The sequence below is a fragment of the Chryseobacterium sp. POL2 genome (assembly GCF_011058315.1).
Lineage (GTDB): Bacteria > Bacteroidota > Bacteroidia > Flavobacteriales > Weeksellaceae > Soonwooa.
Genome location: NZ_CP049298.1, coordinates 1,404,726 through 1,427,249, shown reverse-complemented (window position 1 = coordinate 1,427,249; position 22,524 = coordinate 1,404,726). Strand labels below are relative to the sequence as shown.

The following is a 22,524-nucleotide window of genomic DNA, read 5'->3' as shown; positions in this document are numbered from 1 at the left end:
AACTATATATTTTAAAGTATTAAGAATTTGATAATATTTAATATTTTTTTAATTTTTATTAAAATGCCTGTTTATAGTGTTGTTATTGGGGTTTTATTATTTTTTATTTATTTATTGATTGTTAAAATTTGCAAAATGCTACTTATTGTCTATTTTTGGCGTTCATTAAACAATTTAATAATTATGAAGAAAATTTTATTTTCGGCATTGCTAGGATTAGGTTTTGTAGCAAATGCACAATTTAATTTTACCGGGACTTTTGAAGATGCGGCAGATGGTTACTATGCACAATTTGGTGGAGGAACTATTACTACTGCAGCTGCTTGTACAGGAACGTATGGAGGGCAGCTCGCAACAAGTGCATCAGTATCGCAAACGGGATGGATGGTTATGATGGAGGAAACAGGACAAATTACTAACGGTCAAAAAGTTGATCTTAAAATCAGTTACAAAAAGGCGGCTGGTGCTGTTGGGAGTTTGTATGTTGCTTACTTCGTTTATAATGAAGATTCTGATCAATGGAGTGTTGTACCTGTGGGAGCAGCAATTTCTTTGACTTCTGGGGCGACAACAACTTGTACAACTGCTACAAGAACAATTCCTGCAGGAACAATTATGCCAGGACAAATTGTTGGCTTTGGAGCGTTTTATGTGAGAACTTCGGGTAGTGGTAATATTTTTGTTGACGATATAGATATTAAACAAGAGGTAGTAACTAGCGTACCGACATGTACCACAATTACTGCGCCTACAGCTGGAGCTGAAGTTAATGCAGGAGGTTATGAAATGAAATGGAACGCAGTATCTGGAGCTACTAATTTTAAAATATCTATTGGAACAACTCCTGGAGGTAACGACGCATACAACCAAACTGTTGCAGGTTCTATAACTTCCCAGTATGTACCATTAGAAGTTAACAAGACATATTATGCTAAAATAGTTCCTTCGAATGCAGTTGGAGATGCAGTTGGATGTCAAGAGGTAACATTCACTACTAACTCTACTAAAGCTTATTGTGCTGCAGGTGCAACAAGTACACAATATGAAAAGATTTCTAAAGTAGTTTTTGCAGGTATTGATAATAGTTCTACATCAACGGCTGGTTATGAGGATTTTACTAATACGGCAGGCGTTCTTGGAACTGTTAATAGAGGAGCGGCTTACCCAATTTCTGTAACAATTAGTCAGTTTGATTCAGATAAAACGGCTGTGTGGATTGATTATAATAATGACGGTGTTTTCTCAGACAACGAAAAAACATCATTATCAAGTACAGCGACAGCTACAGGTAATATCACTATCCCAACTAACGCAGTTTTAGGTAATACACGTATGCGTGTAAGAATGAATTTTAGTGTAGAAGGACCAGCTTGTGGATCTACACAGTACGGGCAAGTTGAGGATTATACAATTTTAATAAAAGAACCAACGGCTGCAGTGTCTGATATCAACAAGTCTAATGTATCTGTATATCCTAATCCATTTAAAGATGTATTAAGAATTTCGGAAGTTAAAGATGCTACATCTGTTATCGTTTCTGATCTTTCAGGAAGAACAGTAGCTGACATGAAGCCTGCAACAGAGCTTAACTTGTCAACACTTAACAAAGGCGTATATATTGTAACGATTAAATATGCAAACGGAGAAGTTAAATCAACTAAAGTGATTAAAGAATAACTTTTTATCCATATTAATGATAACACCATACAGAAATGTATGGTGTTTTTTTTTATCAAATAGTTCAATTAAAATGGATAAGATTGATATATTTTTTTTATTTATACGATTGTGAAATCGGTACTTAAAAAAGATTAGTTTTAAGTTTATGGAACTATTTGTTTTTAAAATTTGCTTAAATAGAATTAAATATTTAGATTTGTTGAACTGAAAAATAAATTATTAATATGAAGAAAATTCTATTCCCTTGCCTTTTGGCATTAGGTATTGGGGCAAATGCTCAATACAATTTTACAGGAACTTTTGAAGATACAGAAGATGGTTACTATGGCCAATTCGGTGGTGGTACTGTAACAGGTGCAGCGGCTTGTGCTGGTAGTTTTGGTGGACAATTAGCTTTGTCGCCTTCACAAGCAAGTACGGGTTGGATGGTGCAGTTAGATGCTACAGGACAGATCAGTAACGGTATGGGCGCAACATTAAGCATTAAATACAAAAAAGCTGCAGGCCTAGTAGGAACAGCTCGTTTGGCTTATTTTGTTGAAGATCCAGATAGTGGTCTTTGGAATATCAACTATGTTGGGGATCCAATTACTTTAACGACAGATGCATTAACATCATGTACAACTGTAACAGCAACAATCCCTTCAGGTGTTTTAGCACCAGATGCTGTTAACGCAGTAGGAGTTTGGGTGCAAAGAACTTCAGGAACTGGAAACTTCTTTGTAGATGATATAAAAATTGTTCAAGAGGTAGCGACTACTGTACCTAACTGTACAACATTTATTTCACCAACTGCAGGATCTACAGTTTCTTCAGGAACTAATACTATCAAATGGAACGCAAGTACAAATACTGCAAGCTATAAAGTTACAGTAGGGACAACACCTGGTGGATCAAATATTTACAACGAGACTATTTCAGCTTCATCTACGTCTATTAACGTATCTTTGGCGGCTAATACAACATATTATGCTAAAGTAGTGCCTGTTAACCCAGTTGGAGAAGCTACAGGTTGTCAAGAAATTTCATTTATGACTAACGCAACAGTTGGTGTATGTGGACCATTAACAAGTAATCAACCAACGAATGTATTCCCGATTTCTTCGATGACTTTCTCTGGTATTACGAATACGTCTTCTGCTACACCAGGATCCGTTACACCATATGAAGATTTCAGAAATATTGTTATCCCTGTACCAACTTCAGCTACAACTTTACCTATCAAAGTACAAGGTGTAACGAATGGTAACGCAGCTAACGGATGGGCAACTACAGTATTTATCGACTGGAATAACGATGGTGACTTTAACGATGCTGGAGAATCTTACTTCAACACGATCGCAACAAAAGTACAAACTTCAGGTACGACCAATAACCCTGTTATATTAAATGGTAATATTGCAATCCCTGCAGGAGTAACACCTGGTTACAAAACAATGAGAGTTAAATATAACTTCATGTCAGGTGCTTCTACAACTATGCACCCAGCTCTAGCAACAGCTTGTAGCGAAATGGGTAATGGTCAGGCAGAAGATTATATGATTGCTTATGGTGAATTAGCAGTATCAGATGTTAACAAACTGAAAGCATCTGTATATCCTAACCCATTCAAAGATGTATTAAAACTTTCAGATGTTAAGAATGTATCTTCTATTATTGTTTCAGATATTTCAGGAAGAACAGTTAAAACTTTAGCAGCTGCTGAAGAATTACAATTAGGTGATCTTAAGAAGGGCGTTTATTTAGTAACTATTAAATCAAACGACGGTTCAGTATCCACTACAAAAGTAATTAAAGATTAATATTTAAATTAATTTTAATAAAATGAAGCCGATTTCTTTCGAAATCGGCTTTTTTTGTGTTTGCATATTATTAACATTATATATGCCTCATTTATAATATTCGATTGCTTATTACAAATATCCGATATCAGTAATAATACTAGCTTTGTCGGAATGACAAAACCTAATGCTTTTAGACTTTAGAACAGCTTGTCTCAAGATTGCCATTTCGAATGAAACAAAGTGAAATGAGAAATCTAAATGATGGGTATTAGAGATTTAATTATGTTTAACCTATTGTACATTTTAACTCATTGTATTTGGTGAATATATGTAATGCCTTTGTTTATAATTATTTTCATTATGGTATTGAATAATTCTTGTCTTGCTTTGTGTTTAAATTATCGTAATGGAAAACAAAGTTTTGTTCAGTAAAGTCCTTTTAAAGATAAACAAAGACACTTTGTTTATATAAATAATACTAAAAGAATGAAATACTACTGATTATCAGTGAATTTTTTTTGCTTCAAAATGCACAACGGCTTATGTTTAATCTTTGGTTTCATATTTAATTAAAAACTTCGCGACAGTTTCTCAATAAAAAATCCCACTGACAAAAGCCAGCGGGATCTAAGGTTAAAAATATAATTGATTAATAAATTTAATTGACATGTTTTGGTGTAAAACCATCATCACTCAGTTCTCTGTGTTCATAGTCGGCTTTCATTTCGGCTTCGTAATCGATTTTTTCTTCTTTTCCGAATTTTCTTAGTACCGAATCAAATAATGAATACACCACTGGTACGATAATCAAGGTTAGGAATAACGATGAGGTCAAACCACCGATAATTACCCATGCAAGACCGTTGTTCATCTCAGCACCCGCACCTTTTGCCAATGCAATTGGAATCATACCAAAAATCATGGCAATGGTGGTCATCAAAATAGGACGAAGACGTGCGTGGTTCGCTTGGATTAAGGCATCGTGTGTGTTAGCACCGGCTGCTTTTCTCATATTAGCAAAATCGACAATCATAATCGCGTTTTTTGCAACGAGACCAATCAACATAATCATACCCAACATGGTGAAGATATTCAAAGAATTTCCTGTTAGGGCAAGGATGACCATTACCCCAATTAACGCCAATGGAATTGAGAATAATACCACGAACGGATATACAAACGAGTCGTATAAAGAAACCATTACCAAGTATACCAAGATAATCGCTGCTAATAATGAAATCCCTAAAGTACCGAAACCTTCGGATTGATTTTCCATATCTCCACCCCAAATGTAATCTACACCTGCAGGTTTTGTTTTCTCATTATCCATGAACATAGCAGCCCATTCGTTAGCAACATCTCCCGAAGGACGACCTACTACTTTTGACTGAACTTTCACCGCTGGAGATTTGTCACGACGTTGTAACAAACTCGGTCCAGAACTCATTTCTACATCAGCAAATTGACTAAGTCTTACTTGTTCTCCTTTTGTATTAATGAAAATTAAATTTCTAACATCCTCAATAGATTTTCTACTTTCATCAGCAAATCTAATATTGATATCGTATTCGTATTCACCAGCACGGAATTTACCATCTGTATTACCATTGAAAGCTGTTTGCATCGCTTGCCCAACACTAGAAAGGTTAAGACCTAGCGAAGCCATTTTGTCACGATCCATGTTCACACGGATTTCAGGGTTACCTGTATCTGTAGAAAGTTCGGAACCAATAGCGCCAGGAACTTTTTTCAATAAAGCTAAAATTCTTTCCGCTTCTTTAGTTGCTGTTTCTACATCTGGAGCGGTTACCACCATTTCAATTGGCGCTCTTTCCGCCCCCATAATACCCATTGGTGCCGTTTTAAATTCTACTCCTGTGAATTTCTCCTCAAGATCTCTTTTAATTTTTGCAGATAAGATATCTGTACTTTCGGATCTTTCAGACTTGTCGGTTAATATAACGTGAACTTCCGATTGATAGGCTGTAGATTGAGCGGCACCCATTCCTCCAGATTGTTGTCCAACAGTTGTAATCATGTTTACCACTTCTGGATATTCTCTCAAGAATCTTTCAACTTCCAAAGTGACTTGGTTGGTTTTTTCAATAGAAGCATCTTTCGGCAATTCCATTTGAACCAAGAATTCACCTTTATCCAATTTCGGGAAGAATTCACCACCGATAAATCCTAAACCTACTAAACTAAACGATGAAAGTAATAGTAAGAATGTTACAATAACTGTAGTTACTCTTCTTAAAGTGGTTTTAAGACACCATTCCAAAATACCAGAAATCCAGTGTGTGAATACATCCAATTGTTTTTCGAACCAAAGGATGAATTTTTGGAAAGCGTTTTTACCTGTTAAATGTTCTAGTTTACCATATCTTGATGACAACCAAGGAATAATGGTAAATGAAGCCAATAATGATAATAAAGTGGCAATAACTACCGTAACACAGAATTGCGCCAAGATGTTAGCTACCAAACCTGTACTCATCGCAATTGGTAAGAACACCACCACAATTACCAATGTAATTGCTGTTACTGTAAATCCAATTTCTGAAGCACCATCATAAGCGGCTCTAATTTTAGATTTACCCATCTCCATGTGACGGTAAATGTTTTCTAACACCACAATCGCGTCATCCACCAAGATACCAACCACGAGCGAAAGCCCTAGTAACGACATCAAGTTTAGGGTATAACCCATTAAGTTCATACCAATGAAAGCTGCAATTAACGACATCGGAATGGCTACCATTACGATAAATGCGTTACGAATAGAGTGTAAGAATAACAACATCACCACTGCTACCAAGATAATCGCCAAGAACAAGTCGAAGATTACGTGATCGGCTGCAGCTAGTGTAAACTCTGTTGAGTCGTTTACAATATTCAGTTTAATACCTTGTGCTGCGTAGTTTTTTTCCACTTCCTGCATGGTTTTCTGAATACTCTCCGAAACCGCTACCGCATTGGCATCAGATTGTTTTTTAACCTGAATTAATATGGTTGAAAGTTGGTTGTAACGCGCCAATTTTTCTATATCCTGAGTTGTATCGAATACAGTTGCAATGTCTGACAAACGAACCTGAGCACCATTGTTATCCGCGATAACTAGGTTTCTCATTTCTTCAATAGACTTGTATTTACCCGCTAATCTAATGGTAGATTTTGACGTTCTTGTTTTAACATTACCCGTTGGGAAATCCAAATTGGAGGATAAAATAGCCTGCTGAACTTGTCCAATTGACAGTCCGTAGCCTTGCAATTTTTTCTCATCAATATTGACTTGAATTTCTCTTTCTTGTCCACCAACAAGGTCAATTTGTGCCACACCATTTACACGAGAAAAGGTAGGCTCAATTTTTTTATCTAAAAGATCGTAAAGTTCTTTCGAGTTTAGTTTTTCACTGGAGATACTCAATGTCATAATTGGCATATCGTCTAGCGAGAATTTGTTAAGTGATGGCGCATCCGCATCATCAGGAAGTTCAGAAAGGATGGCATTTACTTTACGTTGGGCATCATTCAATGCGAAATCTACATCGGCACCAGTATTCAACTGAACCATAATTACCGATAAACTTTCATACGAAGATGCTTCTACTTTTTTTACGTTTTCTAGGGAACCAACGGCATCTTCAATTTTTCGGGTTACCGAAGTTTCCACCTCACTTGGTGAAGCTCCAGGATAAACCGTAGAAATGGTTACCATATTGGTTTCAAATTTTGGGATAAGCTCGTATCCCATCATGGAATAACTCAGCAATCCGCCCAAGGTTAGTAATGTAAAAAGTACAATTACTAAAGTTGGTCTTTTGATCGATATTTCTGCTAACTTCATGTTCTAACTTACTTTACAATATTGACTTTTGATCCTTCGTTTAGGTTAATTTGCCCACTGGTAATTACTTGTTCGCCACCATTAAGACCTGAAAGGATTTGTACTTTATCACCGTACACTTTTCCGGTAGTTACTTTTACCATTTTAGCAACGCCATTGTTCACGATAAATAATTGTCCAGAACTTACTCCATTTACGAAAGCTTCAGCAGGAACTGTTAACATATTTTGAGTAGCGGCACCGTGGTTGGTTTTGAAGATAGCTGTAGCGTACATACCTGCTTTTAGCTGCCCATTATTTGCAACTTCGATTTCTACTGGGAAGTTAAGCGACGCATCACTTTTTGGGGCGATAAATGTAATTTTACCTGCGAAAGATTCTTCTGGTAAAACATTAACATTAATATTTACGATTTGCCCTAACTGAATTTTTCCAACCTGACTTTCGTCTACTAAAACAGAAAGTTTAAGCGTGTTAATATTTACGATTTCGAACATTGGTGTTCCTGGAGAAACTACAGCACCAGGCTCAATCATTCTTTTGTTAATTGTTCCGCTGATACCTGCACGGACTGTCGCATCGTTAACTCGCACGCCTTGTGCACGTACTGCAGCCTGTGCATTTTTAAGTTGTAGTCTAGAGTTATCAACTTGTTGTTTTGTTACACCACCTGTTTTGTAAGCATTTTCGTAACGTTGATTATCAATAATAGCGTTTTGCAAATTGTTTTGCGCTTGTGTCATGTCTACTTCGATTGCATCTTTTTTGATGGTTGCAACCACTTGTCCAGCGCCAACTCTAGAACCTTCTTTTACCAAAACACTTACCACACGACCAGCAATTTCCGAAGAAAGATTAGTCTCAGCTTTAGGAATAAAAGTTCCGTTGGCAGAATAATCTGTATTAATGTCTGATCTAGATGCTGTTATAACATTTACATTAATTTTGTCAACTTGTTTAGCAACTTCAGCTACTTTAGCCGTTTGTTCTTCTTTGTTGGTGGTAATTTTGTACACGAACAATCCTACAAGAACCGCTGCTACAATGATATATATAAGAGTTTTTTTCATTTTCTGAATCGTTTATTTATTATGGTTGTGTTAAGGTATTAAGTTCTCCTTTAGCTTTGATTAACTGAATTTCGGCTTGTTTATAATCCAATAATGCATTAGCATAGTTTTGTCTCGCTTGTGTTAAAGCATTTTCTGAGTCCAAAAGCTCGGTTAGATTTGCCAAACCATATTGGTAATTAGACTGTGTATTTTTCTGAACTTTCTCAGCTAAGTCCACATTATCTTTCATGCTATTAAGGTTGATTAAAGCATTTTCGATATTAGTAACAGAGTTTTTGTAATCTAGATTTAAACTTTGTTTGGTATTTTCGATATCCTGTTCTACATCCTGAATGTCGATTTCAGCTTGCTGTATTCTGGCTTTCGTAGCTCCACCTGTGAAGATGGGGATGTTGACATTAAGCCCAACAGATGCAAAGTCGCTCCAGTTAACACCGTTTGATGTACCATTGGTCAATGGAAATTTTGTTCCCATACCATACCAACCATATTGACCTTGTAGTCCTACCGTTGGGTAAAGTGCCGCTTGTGTCGCTTTTTTATTATATTGTAATAACTCTTTTTGTTTTTCCAAAACTTTAACTTCAGAACGATTATCCATATTGGCTAATGTTTCTATAAGTTCTGGCTTTGGCTCAATTGATTTTTCTTCTAAAACAATAGCGGTTTCCATAGGAACTCCCATGTAGAATTTAAGTGCGTTTTTTGATAATTCAACGCCATTAATTACTCTTTGCTTGTTAGAAGCGATGTTGGTTAACTGTACATTGGTTCTGTCCAGGTCGATCTGTTTTGCCAGACCATTATCAACAAGACTTTTTATAATGTTTCGTACCTTTTCTGTGTTGTTGTAGCTGGCTTCTAGAGTTCTAAGATTTTCTTCTTGAATAAAGACGTTGTAGTATGCGGTAGCCACATTGGCAATAATCTGCTCATTCGTCAACTGGGCATTAAGAACATAAAATTCTCTAGTTGATTTTGCTGCTTTTAGACCAATAAAAACTTTTTGGTCAAACAGCGCTTGGTTAACTGTTGCTGCGATGTTGGAAGTCCAGGGTTGTCCCATTTTAACAACCAAAGTTTGGTCGCCCATCTGTAAAACAGACTGTTGGATGACTGGGTTGTAGGTGAGGTTTCCGCCAACTTTCACTTGTGGAAGTGCGCCCGCTCTCGCTTCGTCGATTTTGTACTCTGCTTTTTGCACTTGCAAAGCAGCTTTCTTGGCTTCGGCTTTGTTTTGTAAAGCTTTCTGAATGGCTTCCGATAAGGAAACCGACTCTTGGGCAATACCAGAAAACATACCGAACACTAATAGCGCGCCAGATAATATGGCTTTCGCTTTGTAATTAGTGTAATGTTTCATAATATATAAATTCTACGTTTTTCTTAATTTAAAAATAAAGTATTGAGGATGATTTCTTTTCGCTCTTTTAGAAGATTGTCGAACGCCTCATCATCTAACTTCATGGTTTCCTTTAGCAAAGGACGCATGCAAGTAGGAAAAGAAACTAAAGATGCTAAATTGAGTAAGAATTGTTGCACCGAAATTGGTTTAACATTCCCAATTTTTATTTCGTTCTCCAACTCATCGCCTAATTTTAACATGATCTCGTCATAGTTTTCCGGCTTGTTGTAGACACAACCTTGGTTCATTTGTGTTACAATATAGATTTCCAAATATGGATACTGCATCGCTTTGTTCATAGAATCTTCGATGAAAAAACTTAATTTTTCTTTGAAAGTCATCTCAGAGTTAAGAATAAATTCTGATTTTTCCTTCTCCTTTTTAAGGGCTTCTTCAAAAACTGAATTAAACAAATTGTCTCTTGAACGGAAATAATAATTGATTAAAGTACGGTTAACACCTGCAGCATCAGCTATTTCTTGCGTTGTAGCATTGAATTTTCCTTCACCAAAAAATAATTTTTTAGCGGTTCTTCGGATTATTGCTTCGGTGTCATCCTTTTTGATTTCTTGACTCATTTCTAGGTTTTAACAAAAAAGTTTGACAAAATTATTAAATTATTATATTTAACAAAAATGTCAAAACGTAATTAACAATAAATTAACAGTAAACGCTGTTTTGGTAAAAAAATCTCACCAATACCTTCTGCGTTAATTTTTTGTTTAGCTTGATTAGTAGATTGTCTTAGCCTAAGTTGTTAGGCATCAATTTTATTAAATACCATGCCAAGACCGAATGAATTCTATAAAATATGTTAATAAATCATGTTTTTAAGTCTCTATTTGGACTTTATTTGATCTGAATTCCTATTTTTGTTCAAAATGTAATTAATGTGGAGAGAACTAATGTAATTTGGAAAGTATATCCAAACGATGAATCTCAGGATGAGAATACAAAACTCGAATTTTCTGTTTATGGAGAAGTCAAATCTTATAGTGTAAATTGTCCCCAAGGCAGAATTATAAATGGCGGCTTACAAGAAGGCTATCCAATTATCCGTTTCAAAAGATTGGCAGAAATGGATGAAGTTTCTGCTGCAGCTTTATCTGATTTTCAAAAAGAAGTCGATGAGCTTCGTGCAGAAATTAAAGTTTTGAATGCTTCACTAAAGAAAAAATCCACCATTTACGATGAAAGTCGAAAAATTGAGAGAAAACTATTTTCTAAAAAAGAAGCTTTAGATAAATTGTTAAAAAAACTTTCCAAAGAACGCGCAAAGATTAATAAGAAACGCGCCAAATATTTTCATGTTTTGGTGCACAAAGCTGTTGCCGAATTGTTTGTAGAAAATGATCAACCAGAAACTAAGAAATTTGTTATTCATAAAAATTTTGATAAAAAAGACAATAGAGCAGAAAATCTCGCATGGGCTACAAAAGAAGAAGTTGTGGAACATGGCTTGAAAAGCCCGAAATGGATAGAACATAATCTCAAATTAGAACGTAAAGAAAAAAAACATAGAGATCATGCCAAGTTATCGTACAGCGATGTTGTTTTCATCAAAATGAAATTGCAAAAAGGCGAGCCTATGGCAAGATTGGCGAGAAGATTTGGCGTTTCTGATATGCAAATACACCGCATCAAAACGGGAGAAAATTGGAGTGATGTAGAAGTGAGCCTTTTGCCCAAAAATAAAACCAAGCAAAACGAAATATCCAAAGTTCAGAATTAATTTCTGAACTTTTTTATTTTTCGTAAATTTGCACACTTCTTTATTATTAGAAGCTTTACTTTATGGAATTAATACATCGCAATCTTCTTATCGGCATCCACGACGCTTTACAAGAAACATTTTTTCAGGAGAAAAAATATGCTGATAAAGTTATCGAAAGACTTTTGAAAGCCAATAGAAAATGGGGAAGCCAGGACAGACAAGTTGTATCGGAGATTTTCTACAACATTATCCGTTGGAAAAAACGCCTCGAATATTATATGGGAGAAGGTGTTAAACCGAATAATGTTTACAAACTAATCCTAGCTTATCTGCTTTGGAGCAAAACCCATTATAAGAAGTTTGAAGAATTTGACGGTGTAAAAATTGCAGATATTTTAACCAAACTTAAAAAAGGTTATTTGCCGACAAAAGCAATAGAATATTCGATTCCAGATTGGTTAGCAGAAACTTTGGAGAAAGAGTTGGGACCAAAATGGGAAAAAGAAATGCTGGCACTTAACGAACAAGCACCAACTGTTTTGCGTGCCAATACGTTGAAAACAACACCTAAAGAATTGGTTGCCGATCTTAAAGACGAACAGGTCGAAGCATTCACCATCAATGGTTATCCAGATGCTGTACAGTTGGAGGAGAAGAAAAATGTATTTTTAACATCTGCTTTTAAAGATGGCTTGTTCGAAGTTCAGGATGCTTCATCGCAGTTAATTGGTGAGTTATTGGGCGTTAAAGAAGGTATGCGCGTCGTAGATGCTTGTGCTGGCGCAGGAGGAAAAACGCTGCATTTAGCCGCTTTGATGAAGAATAAAGGCCAAATTATTGCGCTTGATATTTTCGAATGGAAGTTGGCAGAGCTTAAGCGTCGTGCAAAACGTGCTGGTGCGCATAATATTGAACCTCGTTTTATTTCGGATTCTAAAGTTATCAAAAGATTGCACGATAAAGCGGATCGTCTGTTAATTGATGCGCCATGTTCTGGACTTGGGGTTTTGAAAAGAAATCCAGATTCCAAATGGAAAATTGACCAAGATTTTATCGATAGAATCAAAGGTGAGCAAGAACAAATTCTTCAAGATTATTCTAAAATGATAAAAGTAGGAGGACAGTTAATCTATGCGACCTGTTCTATTTTGCCATCAGAAAATAATCTTCAGGTTGAAAAATTTTTGACAAAAAATCCGAATTATTCTTTGGTAAAAGAAGAAAAGATAATGCCGAGCCAAGGTTATGATGGCTTTTATATGGCTCTTATTCAGCGTAATAATTAATTAAAATTAAATAAAACTAATCAATATCATTATTGACTATCAAGCTAAATGTACTTGAAATGTTTAGCTTTGCATACAGAAAATTTTTATACAATGTTCGAAACAGATATTATTATTATAGGCGCAGGTCCAACAGGATTATTTGCGGTATTCGAAGCAGGATTATTAAAGTTAAGATGTCATCTTATTGATGCTTTGCCACAACCTGGCGGACAATTAACGGAGCTTTATCCCAAAAAACCAATCTTTGACATTCCTGGTTTTCCTAGTGTAGATGCCGGCGTTCTTGTTGATAATTTGATGGAACAAATCAAACAATTCGAGCCCCAGTTTTCTTTGTCAGAAAAAGCAATGACTTATGAGAAGACGGAAGAAGGTGATTTTATTGTAACAACCAATCGAGGAACCAAGATCAAAGGTAAAGCAATTGCTATTGCTGGAGGACTTGGAAGTTTCGATCCTCGTAAACCTGAGTTGGAAAATCTTGATAAATTTGAAGAAAATGGCGTTGAATATTTCGTGAGAAATCCAGAAATGTTCCGCGACCAAAAAGTCGTTATCGCAGGAGGAGGAGATTCTGCATTGGACTGGTCGATCTTCTTGGCAGAGGTTGCTTCGGATGTTACCTTAATTCACAGAAGAAACGAATTCCGTGGTGCTCTAGATTCTGTTGAAAAAGTATCAGCACTTAAAAAAGCGGGAAAAATTAATCTTATAACTCCAGCCGAAGTCACAGGATTGCTAGGTGAGGAGAAGTTAACCGCTATTGAAGTTACTAAAGATGGTGAAACATCCGTTATTGAAACCGATTATTTAATTCCATTGTTCGGGTTAACGCCGAAGTTGGGACCTTTAGGAAGTTGGGGCTTAGACATTGAAAAAAATGCAATTAAAGTTAACAACGCATTGGATTACCAAACCAATATTGATGGTATCTACGCCATCGGCGATATCAATACCTATCCTGGGAAATTGAAGTTGATTCTTTGTGGTTTCCACGAGGCGACCTTGATGTGTCAAAGTGTTTATAACAGACTTAATCCAGGTAAGAAGTTTGTTCTTAAATATACGACAGTATCAGGAATTGATGGTTTTGATGGAACAAGAAAAGAAGCTGAAAAAGCCGTTGTGAAATCAATAGATTAATCAGTTTTTAAAATATATACATAAAGCCTAAGTTTTTGACTTAGGCTTTTTTTAGTGATAAATTTAAATAATAAAACTGTGAAATATGATTTAAGAATTCATGGTTATTCTAACTGAGGACTATAAAAATATGTTGTCAAACATTTTCTTACATCAAATTTAAGTTATATTAAATGATAAAATATACCGAGTTCTAGGTATTTTTATTCTCAATCGAAATTTTCTTTACCACTAATATTTATTAAATTTGTAAAAAGATTAAAAAATGTCTGATGTAAATATTACAATCATAGATAGAGAAGGCGTTTCTCATGATGTTGCAGCGCCTACCGATATGGCGATGAGTCTTATGGAGGTTATTCGCGCGTACGAGTTGGTTCCAGAAGGAACAATCGGTATCTGTGGCGGTTTGGCGATGTGTGCATCTTGCCAATGTTATGTGTTAAGCGAAAACCTTGCTTTACCAGAAATGCAAGTGGACGAAGAAGCGATGCTGGATGAAGCTTACAATGTAAAACCCAATAGCCGTCTTAGTTGCCAAATTCCCGCAACCGATGAACTAGAAGGTCTTGTGATAGAATTAGCCCCAGAAAGTTAACTTTCTGGGACTTTTTTATTGATTAATAAATTTTGTAGTACTTATTTTTCCATTATTATCTTCGATAACACAGAGATAATAGGCTTCTTTTAAATGTTCTAAAGAAATAAAATCTGATTTTGGATTAACAACCTCTTTTACAATTTTCCCAGAAGCATCTATTATTTTAATAGATGTAATGTCGGTTTTAAAATTGATAAGTTTTAAAATTTTCTTATCAACAACAACTTTAAAATCATTAGTTTTAGTAGTTTGTACAGCCATATAAGCTTGGCTGGATTTTGCCGCTTCTATTAAAAATTCTAAACCTAATTTTGCGAATTTTGCAGCATGTGTTGCTGTGCTTCCGCTAACAGAAATTAGATCTTGCGAAGAATGGATGTACGGATTAGAGTCATCAAAACTCGCTTCAAAAGGGAACGCGGCATTGTAGCCTTTTTGTGCCCAGCTAAAATGGTCCGAGCAACCATAGTTACAAATCGTATTGCCGTAAGTGAATGTATGTGCGCCCGTTTTGTTATAATGTTCCATCAACTCTACTAAAAACAAATTGAGATCATTGCTATTATAAGAATCGGTTGTTAAATACACGTCTTTTGCCGATCCTTTATAATTGGTCATGTCGAATTGCACATACGCCAACACGTCTTTGTTTTCAGAAGCATACTTTTGTGCAATATCTTTTGATCCCACCAATCCAACTTCTTCAGCAGAATAAGCCATGATTTCAATCGTTCTTTGAGGTTTGAAATTAATGTCAAGTAATACGCGCAACATTTCAGTAATACTGGCTATTCCAGAAGCATTATCGTCTGCGCCAGGCGCTTGTCCAGAAAAAGAAATCGAATCCAAATGTCCACCAATAATAACCGATTGGTTAGGCGTTGTGGCGCCGTTAATTTTCAAAATTACAGAAGGCATTGGTGTTGCATTGTGGTTAAAGATGGAAACGCTAATGTCTGTGCGTCCAGAAGCGGTTATCATATTTTCCCATTTTGTCTTTAGGTCAAGTGCCGCCTGTTTCCCTTTGGGATTATCGTGACGACGTGTGCCATAAGCCTGCAAAGTCATGATATGATTTTTAATATTCTCGGCATTTACTTTAGAAATACTATGATTAACCCAATCGTTTTCAGTTATTGTAAGATTAAGAAGCTTTTGGTTGTTATCTGTTTTTTTTGATAAAACGTCCAAGGCTGTTTCTGCATCTTGTTGATAAACATAACCAGGACCATGTGTCAGAATATTTTTGTGAAGATGTTGCGCGGCTTTTTCGGTTAAGAAAACGGCCGATTGATTGTCGGTTGTCTTTAAAATTTCAACTTCGCTGGGAAATAGTTTTTGAAGTTCAATAGCACTTTTTCCGTCCATTGTTGCATGGAAAGCTTGACTTTCTTGTGCTACAACAGCATTCGAAAAAAAGAATGCTGCTAATAATGGTAAACATTTTTTCATTTTAATAGTAAGTTTAGGTTTTGTAAATATAAAATTTAATTAAAAGCAATTCATATTTAAGTTTATTTAAATATTTACACACGAAGTTGTCAAGTGTTAATTTAATTTGGTGTGCCCAACTTAAGTTATAATGTAAGCATGGTAGAATTTATATATAAGCAGGAATGTAAGAAAAACCAAAGGCTTTAGAAGTTCTAGCCTTTATTATTCGTGGTCTAGTTTTATGCTGATATTAATTTTGGTGCCTTTGGACTCTTTACAGATTTCAAAATCACCGCCGATACTTTCTGCTCGAGATTTCATGGTTGTTAGTCCGTAGCCATCCACGCGTTCTTGCTGTATGCCGATTCCATTGTCTTGAATTGTAATTGCAATGTCATTTTGATTTTCTTTAACATCAAAACTAACATGGGTTGCCTGGCTGTGTTTTACGATATTGTGGCAGGCTTCTTTTATAATTAATAACACATTGCGACGTATCTCGGCGCTCACTATTTTGTCCGGATTTTCAATGTTTTGGGAATATGAAAACTCAATATCTGTTTTGGATAAATAACTGTCCACATAGTTTTGGCAATAGTCAATCATGCGGCGCAGATTATCGTTTGAAGAATTAAGAGACCATAATATTTCCCGCATAGAAAGATTAATCTCTTCAGAAATCCGGATAAGTTCATCGATTTCTGTTTTGCTAATACTTTTGTTATCGATGTTGTGTTTGAGGATTTCGGATTGCAATTTAATGGCAGAAAGTCCCGCGCCTATATCATCGTGCATGTCATGCGAAATCCTTTCTCTTTCGGATTGTAAGGATTTTTGTTTTTCTATTTCTTTTTGGAGAATAAGGTTTTTATGTTCAATATCTTTAATTTGGTTTTCTTTAATATGATTGATTTGGTTCTTGTTATAAAGTAAAACGACGAAGATGAGAAAGCCAATAAAAAGCAGCAAAAGCACAACAGCAAATGCAAAAGTTAATTTTACTTCATAAGGAACGGCTAGAATCATGCTTTACAAGTTGTTGCTTTTAAAAATAAAAGATAAGATATAATTACGGCATAATGAAAACTTTTATTGATCGCCATTAAAAAATCTTTATCAACGACATCAAAAATATTGACAGGAACCATCCGGAATATAAAGACGATTCCGAAAAAAAGAAGACTGGTTGACACCCAAAATTTTTGTTTTTTAAAAATAGGAATCAGATCTGTATGTTGCAGTTGTAGAAAAAACCATCGTAAGCTTAGAAAAATATAGACAAAGCTCATATTAACGCTTAGTATGATTTGATAATTGACATCTTTTTTATAGTAGAGTGTACTTGTAATAAGTGTTCCTATCGCGAGTATCCAACTTATTATTTTGTTTTTTTCTTCTGAACTAAAATAATAAATAAAGAATAATATATAAATAGGCATTGTAAGGACATATACCATGTAAGGTAAAATCTTTAATATATTGAGTATCTCACATGTAAAAACCGAAGCAAAATAAAGCCATAGAAAATTATGTTTTGCTTCTTTGTTGATAATAGAAGAAGCAAAACATAATAGAACAATAACTAAATAAATATATAGTACAGTCATTTAGAAACACTGACCAGGCGGACATAACTGCATGAAATCGTAATAGACTACTTTTGTAGGAGAAGCCGCTTTGGGTTCAAAATGCATTACAAAAGTTAATTTGTGTAATCTATCTCTATCAGTTGTATTGCTGTCAATAGCCATTTGCAAAATTATTCCTGTATATTTTTGAGGATCAAAGGCGTCAAAATTATTTTCATAAGTTATGGTGATTTGTCGCGTGTTCTCGTGCGTTGTGCCGTCGTCAAACATTCTTGTGATGTAGTTATCAAACTTCGGTCTTAATCCTTTGCTAGCATCGTTGAAGTTATTTCGCATCGCATCGGTTACAGTACTGTCAACTTCTGCTGCAACATGGGGATCGATTAGTAATTTGGTTTTTGTATTTTCATCAATAAAAAGTAGATTGAGTTCTTTGTCAACTTGTGCAAATCGTAAAACCAAATCTTTTCTTTGGCTAATTAAACCTTGTAATAAAGTATAACTTATTTTAAAAGTTTTGCCAATAAGAATGTCCCCACCAAAAGCATCTTCGAAATTTTTCATCATTTCAAAGGCTTTATCCTGAGGAATCGGTCCTGATATGTTTGGTGGTTCTTGATCCTGATTCATGGTTTGTTATGTTTTTAATATTTGTTATAATTCAGTTTATTAAGTGCTTCAACTTTGTTGTTGACATTTAGTTTACGATAGATACTGGCAACGTGTTTTTTTACGGTTTCAGGAGAAATACCTTTGTTAGCGGCAATTTCTTTGTACTGAAGCCCTTCTGCCAAGCCATTGAGAGTGTATTTTTCGGTAGGTGTTAATTCGTCTACCAATTGTTGATCTTGTTCCTGATGTTGAAAATGGAGCAATACTTTTTTGGCAATATTGTTACTCATAGGACTGCCGCCATTGTATGCCGTAATAATAGCTTGGGTTATATTTTCTAAACTTTCGCCTTTTATTAAATAACCAACAGCGCCAGAACGAAGCGCGTCAAAAACTTTTTCGTCGTCTTCATAATTGGTACAAATGATAAATTGTATTTTGGAATCTTGAATTTTTAAATCCCTAATAATGTCGGTCCCCCAAGAATCATAGAGTTGAAGATCCATGAGTACGATTTCAGGCTTGAGTGTTACCAGATTATCCAGAGCTGCTTTGCCCGAAAAAAACTGCCCGACACAACACATTTGCTCATTATAATTAATCAGCTTTTTAAGCGTGTTATTATAGTTCTTATCGTCTTCGACAATAGCAACTTGGATTTTCATGGTTATTAGTTTATACAAAAATTATAAAAAATTATGACATATAAAATACCGAATTTGGGGTATGTAATTATTTTATAAAGTTAATAATATTTATAAATAATTTGTTAACTAAGTTTGAATATGTTATGATTTTTTTAAATGTAAGCTTTAGTTGTTGTTGAAATTGTATTTTGTTTTACTTGCTTTTGAATTAGTGTAACGTCCTGAAAAAATGATACAGGATTAGACCAATAAAATTTTATTTTAAACAGTACATATATTCGTATTTGTACTGTTTTTCTTTTTGTACGATTTTGGTATTAAATCTTGTTGCTGGTGTATTTGCATCGGTGTTAAATAATAGTTTGACAAATGCGGTCGTAACTCATTATAGACCTTTACGGTTTGTTTGACCAAAATCTTTCTTGTATTCAAATCTACATTAGATTTATCAATATCATACTCTTGTTTTAAAATTCCATTAATTCTTTCGGCTATGGCATTCTCATAAGGATCTGATTCTTGTGTCATACTACAACGTATTTTATGCTTTTTTAATAACTTTTGATAATCATCGGAACAATATTGTAATCCTCTGTCTGAGTGATGAATAAGACTCTTCGGGTTTTCTTTTTTCAATGCCATTTTTAGAGCATTTAAACAAGATGCTGTAGCCAAAGAATCCGACACGTCAAAGCCTACGATTTTCTTAGAATAAGCATCGGTTATCAAGCTTAAATAGGCAGGATTTTCTCTGTTTCCCAAGTAGGTGATATCCGACACCCATACATTATTTGGTTTTCTGCATTGATAATCTTTAATTAAATTTTTATGTTTCTTAAAACGATGATACGAATTGGTTGTTTTGTGATAACATCTTTTAGGGATGATTAACAAATGGTTAGCTCTTAGGATATCAAAGAATTTGTCTCTGCCAATCTTTAAGATTTCAAGTTTCTCTTTCAAAAGAAAATATAATTTTTTTCCACCCATTTTGGGATGGACAATCCTTATTTCTCCAACCCAATCCACAACCTGCTGTGCACTTTGCTGCCGCTTTGCTCTTCGCTTTAAATGACGATAATAAACCTGTCGGTCCACCCCGAACAATTCACAGGAGAAACTTATGGTTTCTTTTTGTTCCTTTCGGAAAGAGTCGATAGTTCGGGTGGTGAGTTTTTTCGTATATCAATTTGATATTCCTCTTCGGCAAGGTTAATCATCATATCGAAAATAATGGCTTTTTTATCAGCCACATAAGCCTGTTTCTCAAGGAAAGCCTTCTGCTTTTGCAAAAGCTTTACTTGGGCTTCAAGCTCCATGATCTTTTGTTCTGGTGACTTTGGCATATTCGAAGGCGTTTGGTTCTCCCAATCAAAGGTACCAAATTTTCTGAGCCAACTCACAACTGTGCTTCGAGCTTGGATGCCATATTTTCGGCAAGCAACAGTGGTAGAGAGTTCTCCAGACTCGATTTCTTTTACAACGTTCAACTTAAAAGACATACTGTAATCGCGCTGAGTGCGTTTGACATAATTGTTTCTTTCTTCCATAATAACGATTATTTTTTTTGTATCGCTATTTCAGGACGGGACATAGGAATAATAAAAAAACCGTTCAGAATTTCTGAACGGTTTTTATTTTGGGCATCAAAGATGCTTACATCATTCCTGGCATACCACCCATTGGAGGCATTGCTGGATCATCTTTTTTTACTTCTGTAATTACGCATTCCGTAGTTAAAAGCATTCCAGAAACAGAAGCTGCATTTTCTAGCGCAACTCTTGTTACTTTAGTTGGGTCTATAATACCTGCTTCAAGCATGTTTACATAATCACCAGTTTTAGCATTGTATCCGAAATCACCAGAACCATCAGCAACTTTAGCAACAACTACAGAACCTTCTTCACCTGCATTGCTTACAATTTGTCTTAATGGCTCTTCAATAGCTCTTTTTACGATTTTCATACCAGTAGTTTCGTCAGGGTTTTCACCAGTAAGGTTTGTTAATGCAGAAATCGCTCTTACTAAAGCTACACCACCACCAGCTACGATACCTTCTTCCACAGCTGCTCTTGTAGCGTGTAAAGCGTCATCTACTCTGTCTTTTTTCTCTTTCATTTCCACTTCAGAAGCAGCACCTACGTAAAGTACAGCCACACCACCAGCTAGTTTAGCCAATCTTTCCTGAAGTTTTTCTTTATCATAATCAGATGTAGAAGACTCTATTTGAGCTTTAATTTGAGAAACTCTTCCTTTAATTTGAGCTTCGTCACCAGCACCGTTTACAATAGTTGTATTGTCTTTATCGATAACTACTTTTTCAGCAGTTCCTAGCATGTCTAAAGTAAGGTTTTCCATAGTAATTCCTCTTTCTTCAGAAACTACTTGTCCACCAGTTAAAATTGCGATATCTTCTAACATTGCTTTTCTTCTGTCACCAAATCCAGGTGCTTTTACAGCAGCAATTTTAAGAGAACCTCTAAGTTTATTTACCACTAAAGTAGCCAAAGCTTCACCTTCAACCTCTTCAGAGATGATTAATAATGATTTTCCACCTTGTGCAACTGGCTCAAGAACTGGTAATAATTCCTTCATTGAAGAGATTTTTTTCTCTACTAAAAGGATATAAGGATTGTCTAACTCAGCGATCATTTTCTCTGGGTTAGTAACGAAGTATGGAGATTGGTAACCTCTATCGAATTGCATACCTTCAACAACATCTACTGTTGTATCGATGCCTTTAGCTTCTTCAACAGTGATAACTCCTTCTTTACCTACTTTTCCGAAAGCTTCAGCTATTAGAGAGCCGATTGTTTCATCATTATTAGCTGAAACAGAAGCCACTTGTTTAATTTTTTCTGAAGAATCTCCAACCGCTTGAGATTGAGATTTTAAGTTTTCAACAACAGCCGTTACTGCTTTGTCGATACCTCTTTTTAAATCCATTGGGTTAGCGCCTGCAGCTACGTTTTTAAGACCTTCTCTTACGATAGCCTGAGCCAAAACTGTAGCCGTTGTAGTACCGTCACCCGCGATGTCATTGGTTTTAGAAGCTACTTCTTTCACCATTTGAGCACCCATATTTTCTACTCTGTCTTCTAGCTCAATTTCTTTTGCAACAGAAACCCCGTCTTTAGTTACGTGTGGAGCACCGAAAGCTTTTTCAATAACTACGTTTCTACCTTTTGGTCCTAAAGTTACTTTTACTGCATTAGCCAATGCATCAACCCCTCTTTTTAGGGCGTCTCTTGATTCAATATCGAATTTTATTTCTTTTGCCATAATTTTTATGCGTTAAGCATTAAGCGATAAGCTTTCGGCTATATTCTTAATGCGAGTTTAATTTTTCTTTTAATTTATATAATTTTCTTTTGAAATGATTTAATTTTTCTAAAAGATTTGAAGCTGTTGAATTATCAATTAAGTCTAAATCTTTTGAAAGAATAATTAAATATTCAGTTTCAGAAGCTGAACCTAAAGCAATGTTTAGGAAATGATTAAATTCTTTATCTGAATTTCGTCCACAACCTTCACTTATATTTGTTGGAATTGAAGCACTAGCTCTTCGTAATTGAGATGTAAGATTATATAATTCTTCTTTGGGAAAGTCATTGGTGATTTTGTAAATTTCTAAAACAAACTCATGATTTAGTTGCCAAACATCATATTTTCTGAAATCTCTCATTGCTTATAGCTTAATGCCTAT

The 22,524-nt window shown here is 35.3% G+C and carries 18 protein-coding genes; 6 read left to right on the top strand and 12 right to left on the bottom strand.

Going from position 1 to position 22,524, the window contains the following annotated elements:
- Positions 1–183: 183 nt before the first annotated feature.
- Together G6R40_RS06585 and G6R40_RS06580 are read left to right on the top strand one after the other, a co-directional pair.
- Positions 184–1,677, top strand: a complete 1,494-nt coding sequence (locus G6R40_RS06585) for a GEVED domain-containing protein (protein ID WP_165133261.1) — start codon at positions 184–186, stop codon at positions 1,675–1,677.
- Between the two features lie 227 nt (positions 1,678–1,904).
- Positions 1,905–3,482 (top strand): T9SS type A sorting domain-containing protein, encoded by a 1,578-nt coding sequence (locus tag G6R40_RS06580; protein ID WP_165133259.1) that lies wholly within the window; start codon positions 1,905–1,907, stop codon positions 3,480–3,482.
- A gap of 640 nt (positions 3,483–4,122) precedes the next feature.
- On the opposite strand, the gene G6R40_RS06575 is transcribed toward G6R40_RS06580, so the two are convergent.
- From G6R40_RS06575 to G6R40_RS06560, 4 genes are read right to left on the bottom strand one after another with little or no spacing between them, the layout of a single operon-like run.
- On the bottom strand, positions 4,123–7,311 hold the full coding sequence (locus G6R40_RS06575; protein ID WP_165133257.1) for an efflux RND transporter permease subunit: 3,189 nt from the start codon (positions 7,309–7,311) through the stop codon (positions 4,123–4,125).
- Positions 7,312–7,319: 8 nt separating this feature from the next.
- Positions 7,320–8,381, bottom strand: coding sequence for an efflux RND transporter periplasmic adaptor subunit (locus G6R40_RS06570; protein ID WP_165133255.1), 1,062 nt, complete (start codon positions 8,379–8,381; stop codon positions 7,320–7,322).
- A 19-nt stretch (positions 8,382–8,400) separates the two neighbouring features.
- Positions 8,401–9,747 (bottom strand): TolC family protein, encoded by a 1,347-nt coding sequence (locus G6R40_RS06565; protein ID WP_165133253.1) that lies wholly within the window; start codon positions 9,745–9,747, stop codon positions 8,401–8,403.
- 23 nt (positions 9,748–9,770) lie between these two features.
- Entirely contained in the window at positions 9,771–10,367 is a 597-nt protein-coding gene (locus G6R40_RS06560; RefSeq protein ID WP_165133251.1) for a TetR/AcrR family transcriptional regulator, read from the bottom strand.
- A 314-nt stretch (positions 10,368–10,681) separates the two neighbouring features.
- On the opposite strand from G6R40_RS06560, the gene G6R40_RS06555 reads away from it, so the two are divergent.
- The 4 genes from G6R40_RS06555 to G6R40_RS06540 all read left to right on the top strand — a co-directional run bounded on the left by G6R40_RS06555 (position 10,682) and on the right by G6R40_RS06540 (position 14,533).
- Positions 10,682–11,521: an HNH endonuclease gene (locus G6R40_RS06555; protein WP_165133249.1), complete on the top strand. Its 840-nt coding sequence runs from the start codon at positions 10,682–10,684 to the stop codon at positions 11,519–11,521.
- A 62-nt stretch (positions 11,522–11,583) separates the two neighbouring features.
- A complete protein-coding gene (locus tag G6R40_RS06550) occupies positions 11,584–12,789 on the top strand; it encodes an RsmB/NOP family class I SAM-dependent RNA methyltransferase (protein ID WP_165133247.1) in 1,206 nt (401 codons plus the stop codon).
- A gap of 93 nt (positions 12,790–12,882) precedes the next feature.
- Complete coding sequence (locus G6R40_RS06545; RefSeq protein ID WP_165133244.1) at positions 12,883–13,935, top strand: NAD(P)/FAD-dependent oxidoreductase; 1,053 nt, start codon at positions 12,883–12,885, stop codon at positions 13,933–13,935.
- A 265-nt stretch (positions 13,936–14,200) separates the two neighbouring features.
- Positions 14,201–14,533: a 2Fe-2S iron-sulfur cluster-binding protein gene (locus tag G6R40_RS06540; RefSeq protein ID WP_165133241.1), complete on the top strand. Its 333-nt coding sequence runs from the start codon at positions 14,201–14,203 to the stop codon at positions 14,531–14,533.
- Between the two features lie 15 nt (positions 14,534–14,548).
- Here the strand turns inward: G6R40_RS06540 and G6R40_RS06535 are convergent, their stop codons facing one another.
- The 8 genes from G6R40_RS06535 to G6R40_RS06505 form a co-directional block, all read right to left on the bottom strand.
- A complete protein-coding gene (locus G6R40_RS06535) occupies positions 14,549–15,988 on the bottom strand; it encodes a M20/M25/M40 family metallo-hydrolase (RefSeq protein WP_165133238.1) in 1,440 nt (479 codons plus the stop codon).
- A 204-nt stretch (positions 15,989–16,192) separates the two neighbouring features.
- Entirely contained in the window at positions 16,193–16,996 is an 804-nt protein-coding gene (locus tag G6R40_RS06530; protein WP_165133235.1) for a sensor histidine kinase, read from the bottom strand.
- Between the two features lie 581 nt (positions 16,997–17,577).
- On the bottom strand, positions 17,578–18,189 hold the full coding sequence (locus tag G6R40_RS06525) for a hypothetical protein (RefSeq protein WP_165133232.1): 612 nt from the start codon (positions 18,187–18,189) through the stop codon (positions 17,578–17,580).
- A gap of 14 nt (positions 18,190–18,203) precedes the next feature.
- On the bottom strand, positions 18,204–18,836 hold the full coding sequence (locus tag G6R40_RS06520; RefSeq protein ID WP_165133229.1) for a response regulator: 633 nt from the start codon (positions 18,834–18,836) through the stop codon (positions 18,204–18,206).
- A 243-nt stretch (positions 18,837–19,079) separates the two neighbouring features.
- Positions 19,080–19,916, bottom strand: coding sequence for an IS3 family transposase (locus G6R40_RS06515; protein ID WP_262887671.1), 837 nt, complete (start codon positions 19,914–19,916; stop codon positions 19,080–19,082).
- Positions 19,917–19,939: 23 nt separating this feature from the next.
- Entirely contained in the window at positions 19,940–20,368 is a 429-nt protein-coding gene (locus G6R40_RS15135; RefSeq protein WP_228455863.1) for a helix-turn-helix domain-containing protein, read from the bottom strand.
- 106 nt (positions 20,369–20,474) lie between these two features.
- Positions 20,475–22,100, bottom strand: a complete 1,626-nt coding sequence (groL, locus tag G6R40_RS06510) for a chaperonin GroEL (protein WP_165133226.1) — start codon at positions 22,098–22,100, stop codon at positions 20,475–20,477.
- Between the two features lie 46 nt (positions 22,101–22,146).
- On the bottom strand, positions 22,147–22,503 hold the full coding sequence (locus G6R40_RS06505; RefSeq protein ID WP_165133223.1) for a four helix bundle protein: 357 nt from the start codon (positions 22,501–22,503) through the stop codon (positions 22,147–22,149).
- Between the last annotated feature and the right edge of the window lie 21 nt (positions 22,504–22,524).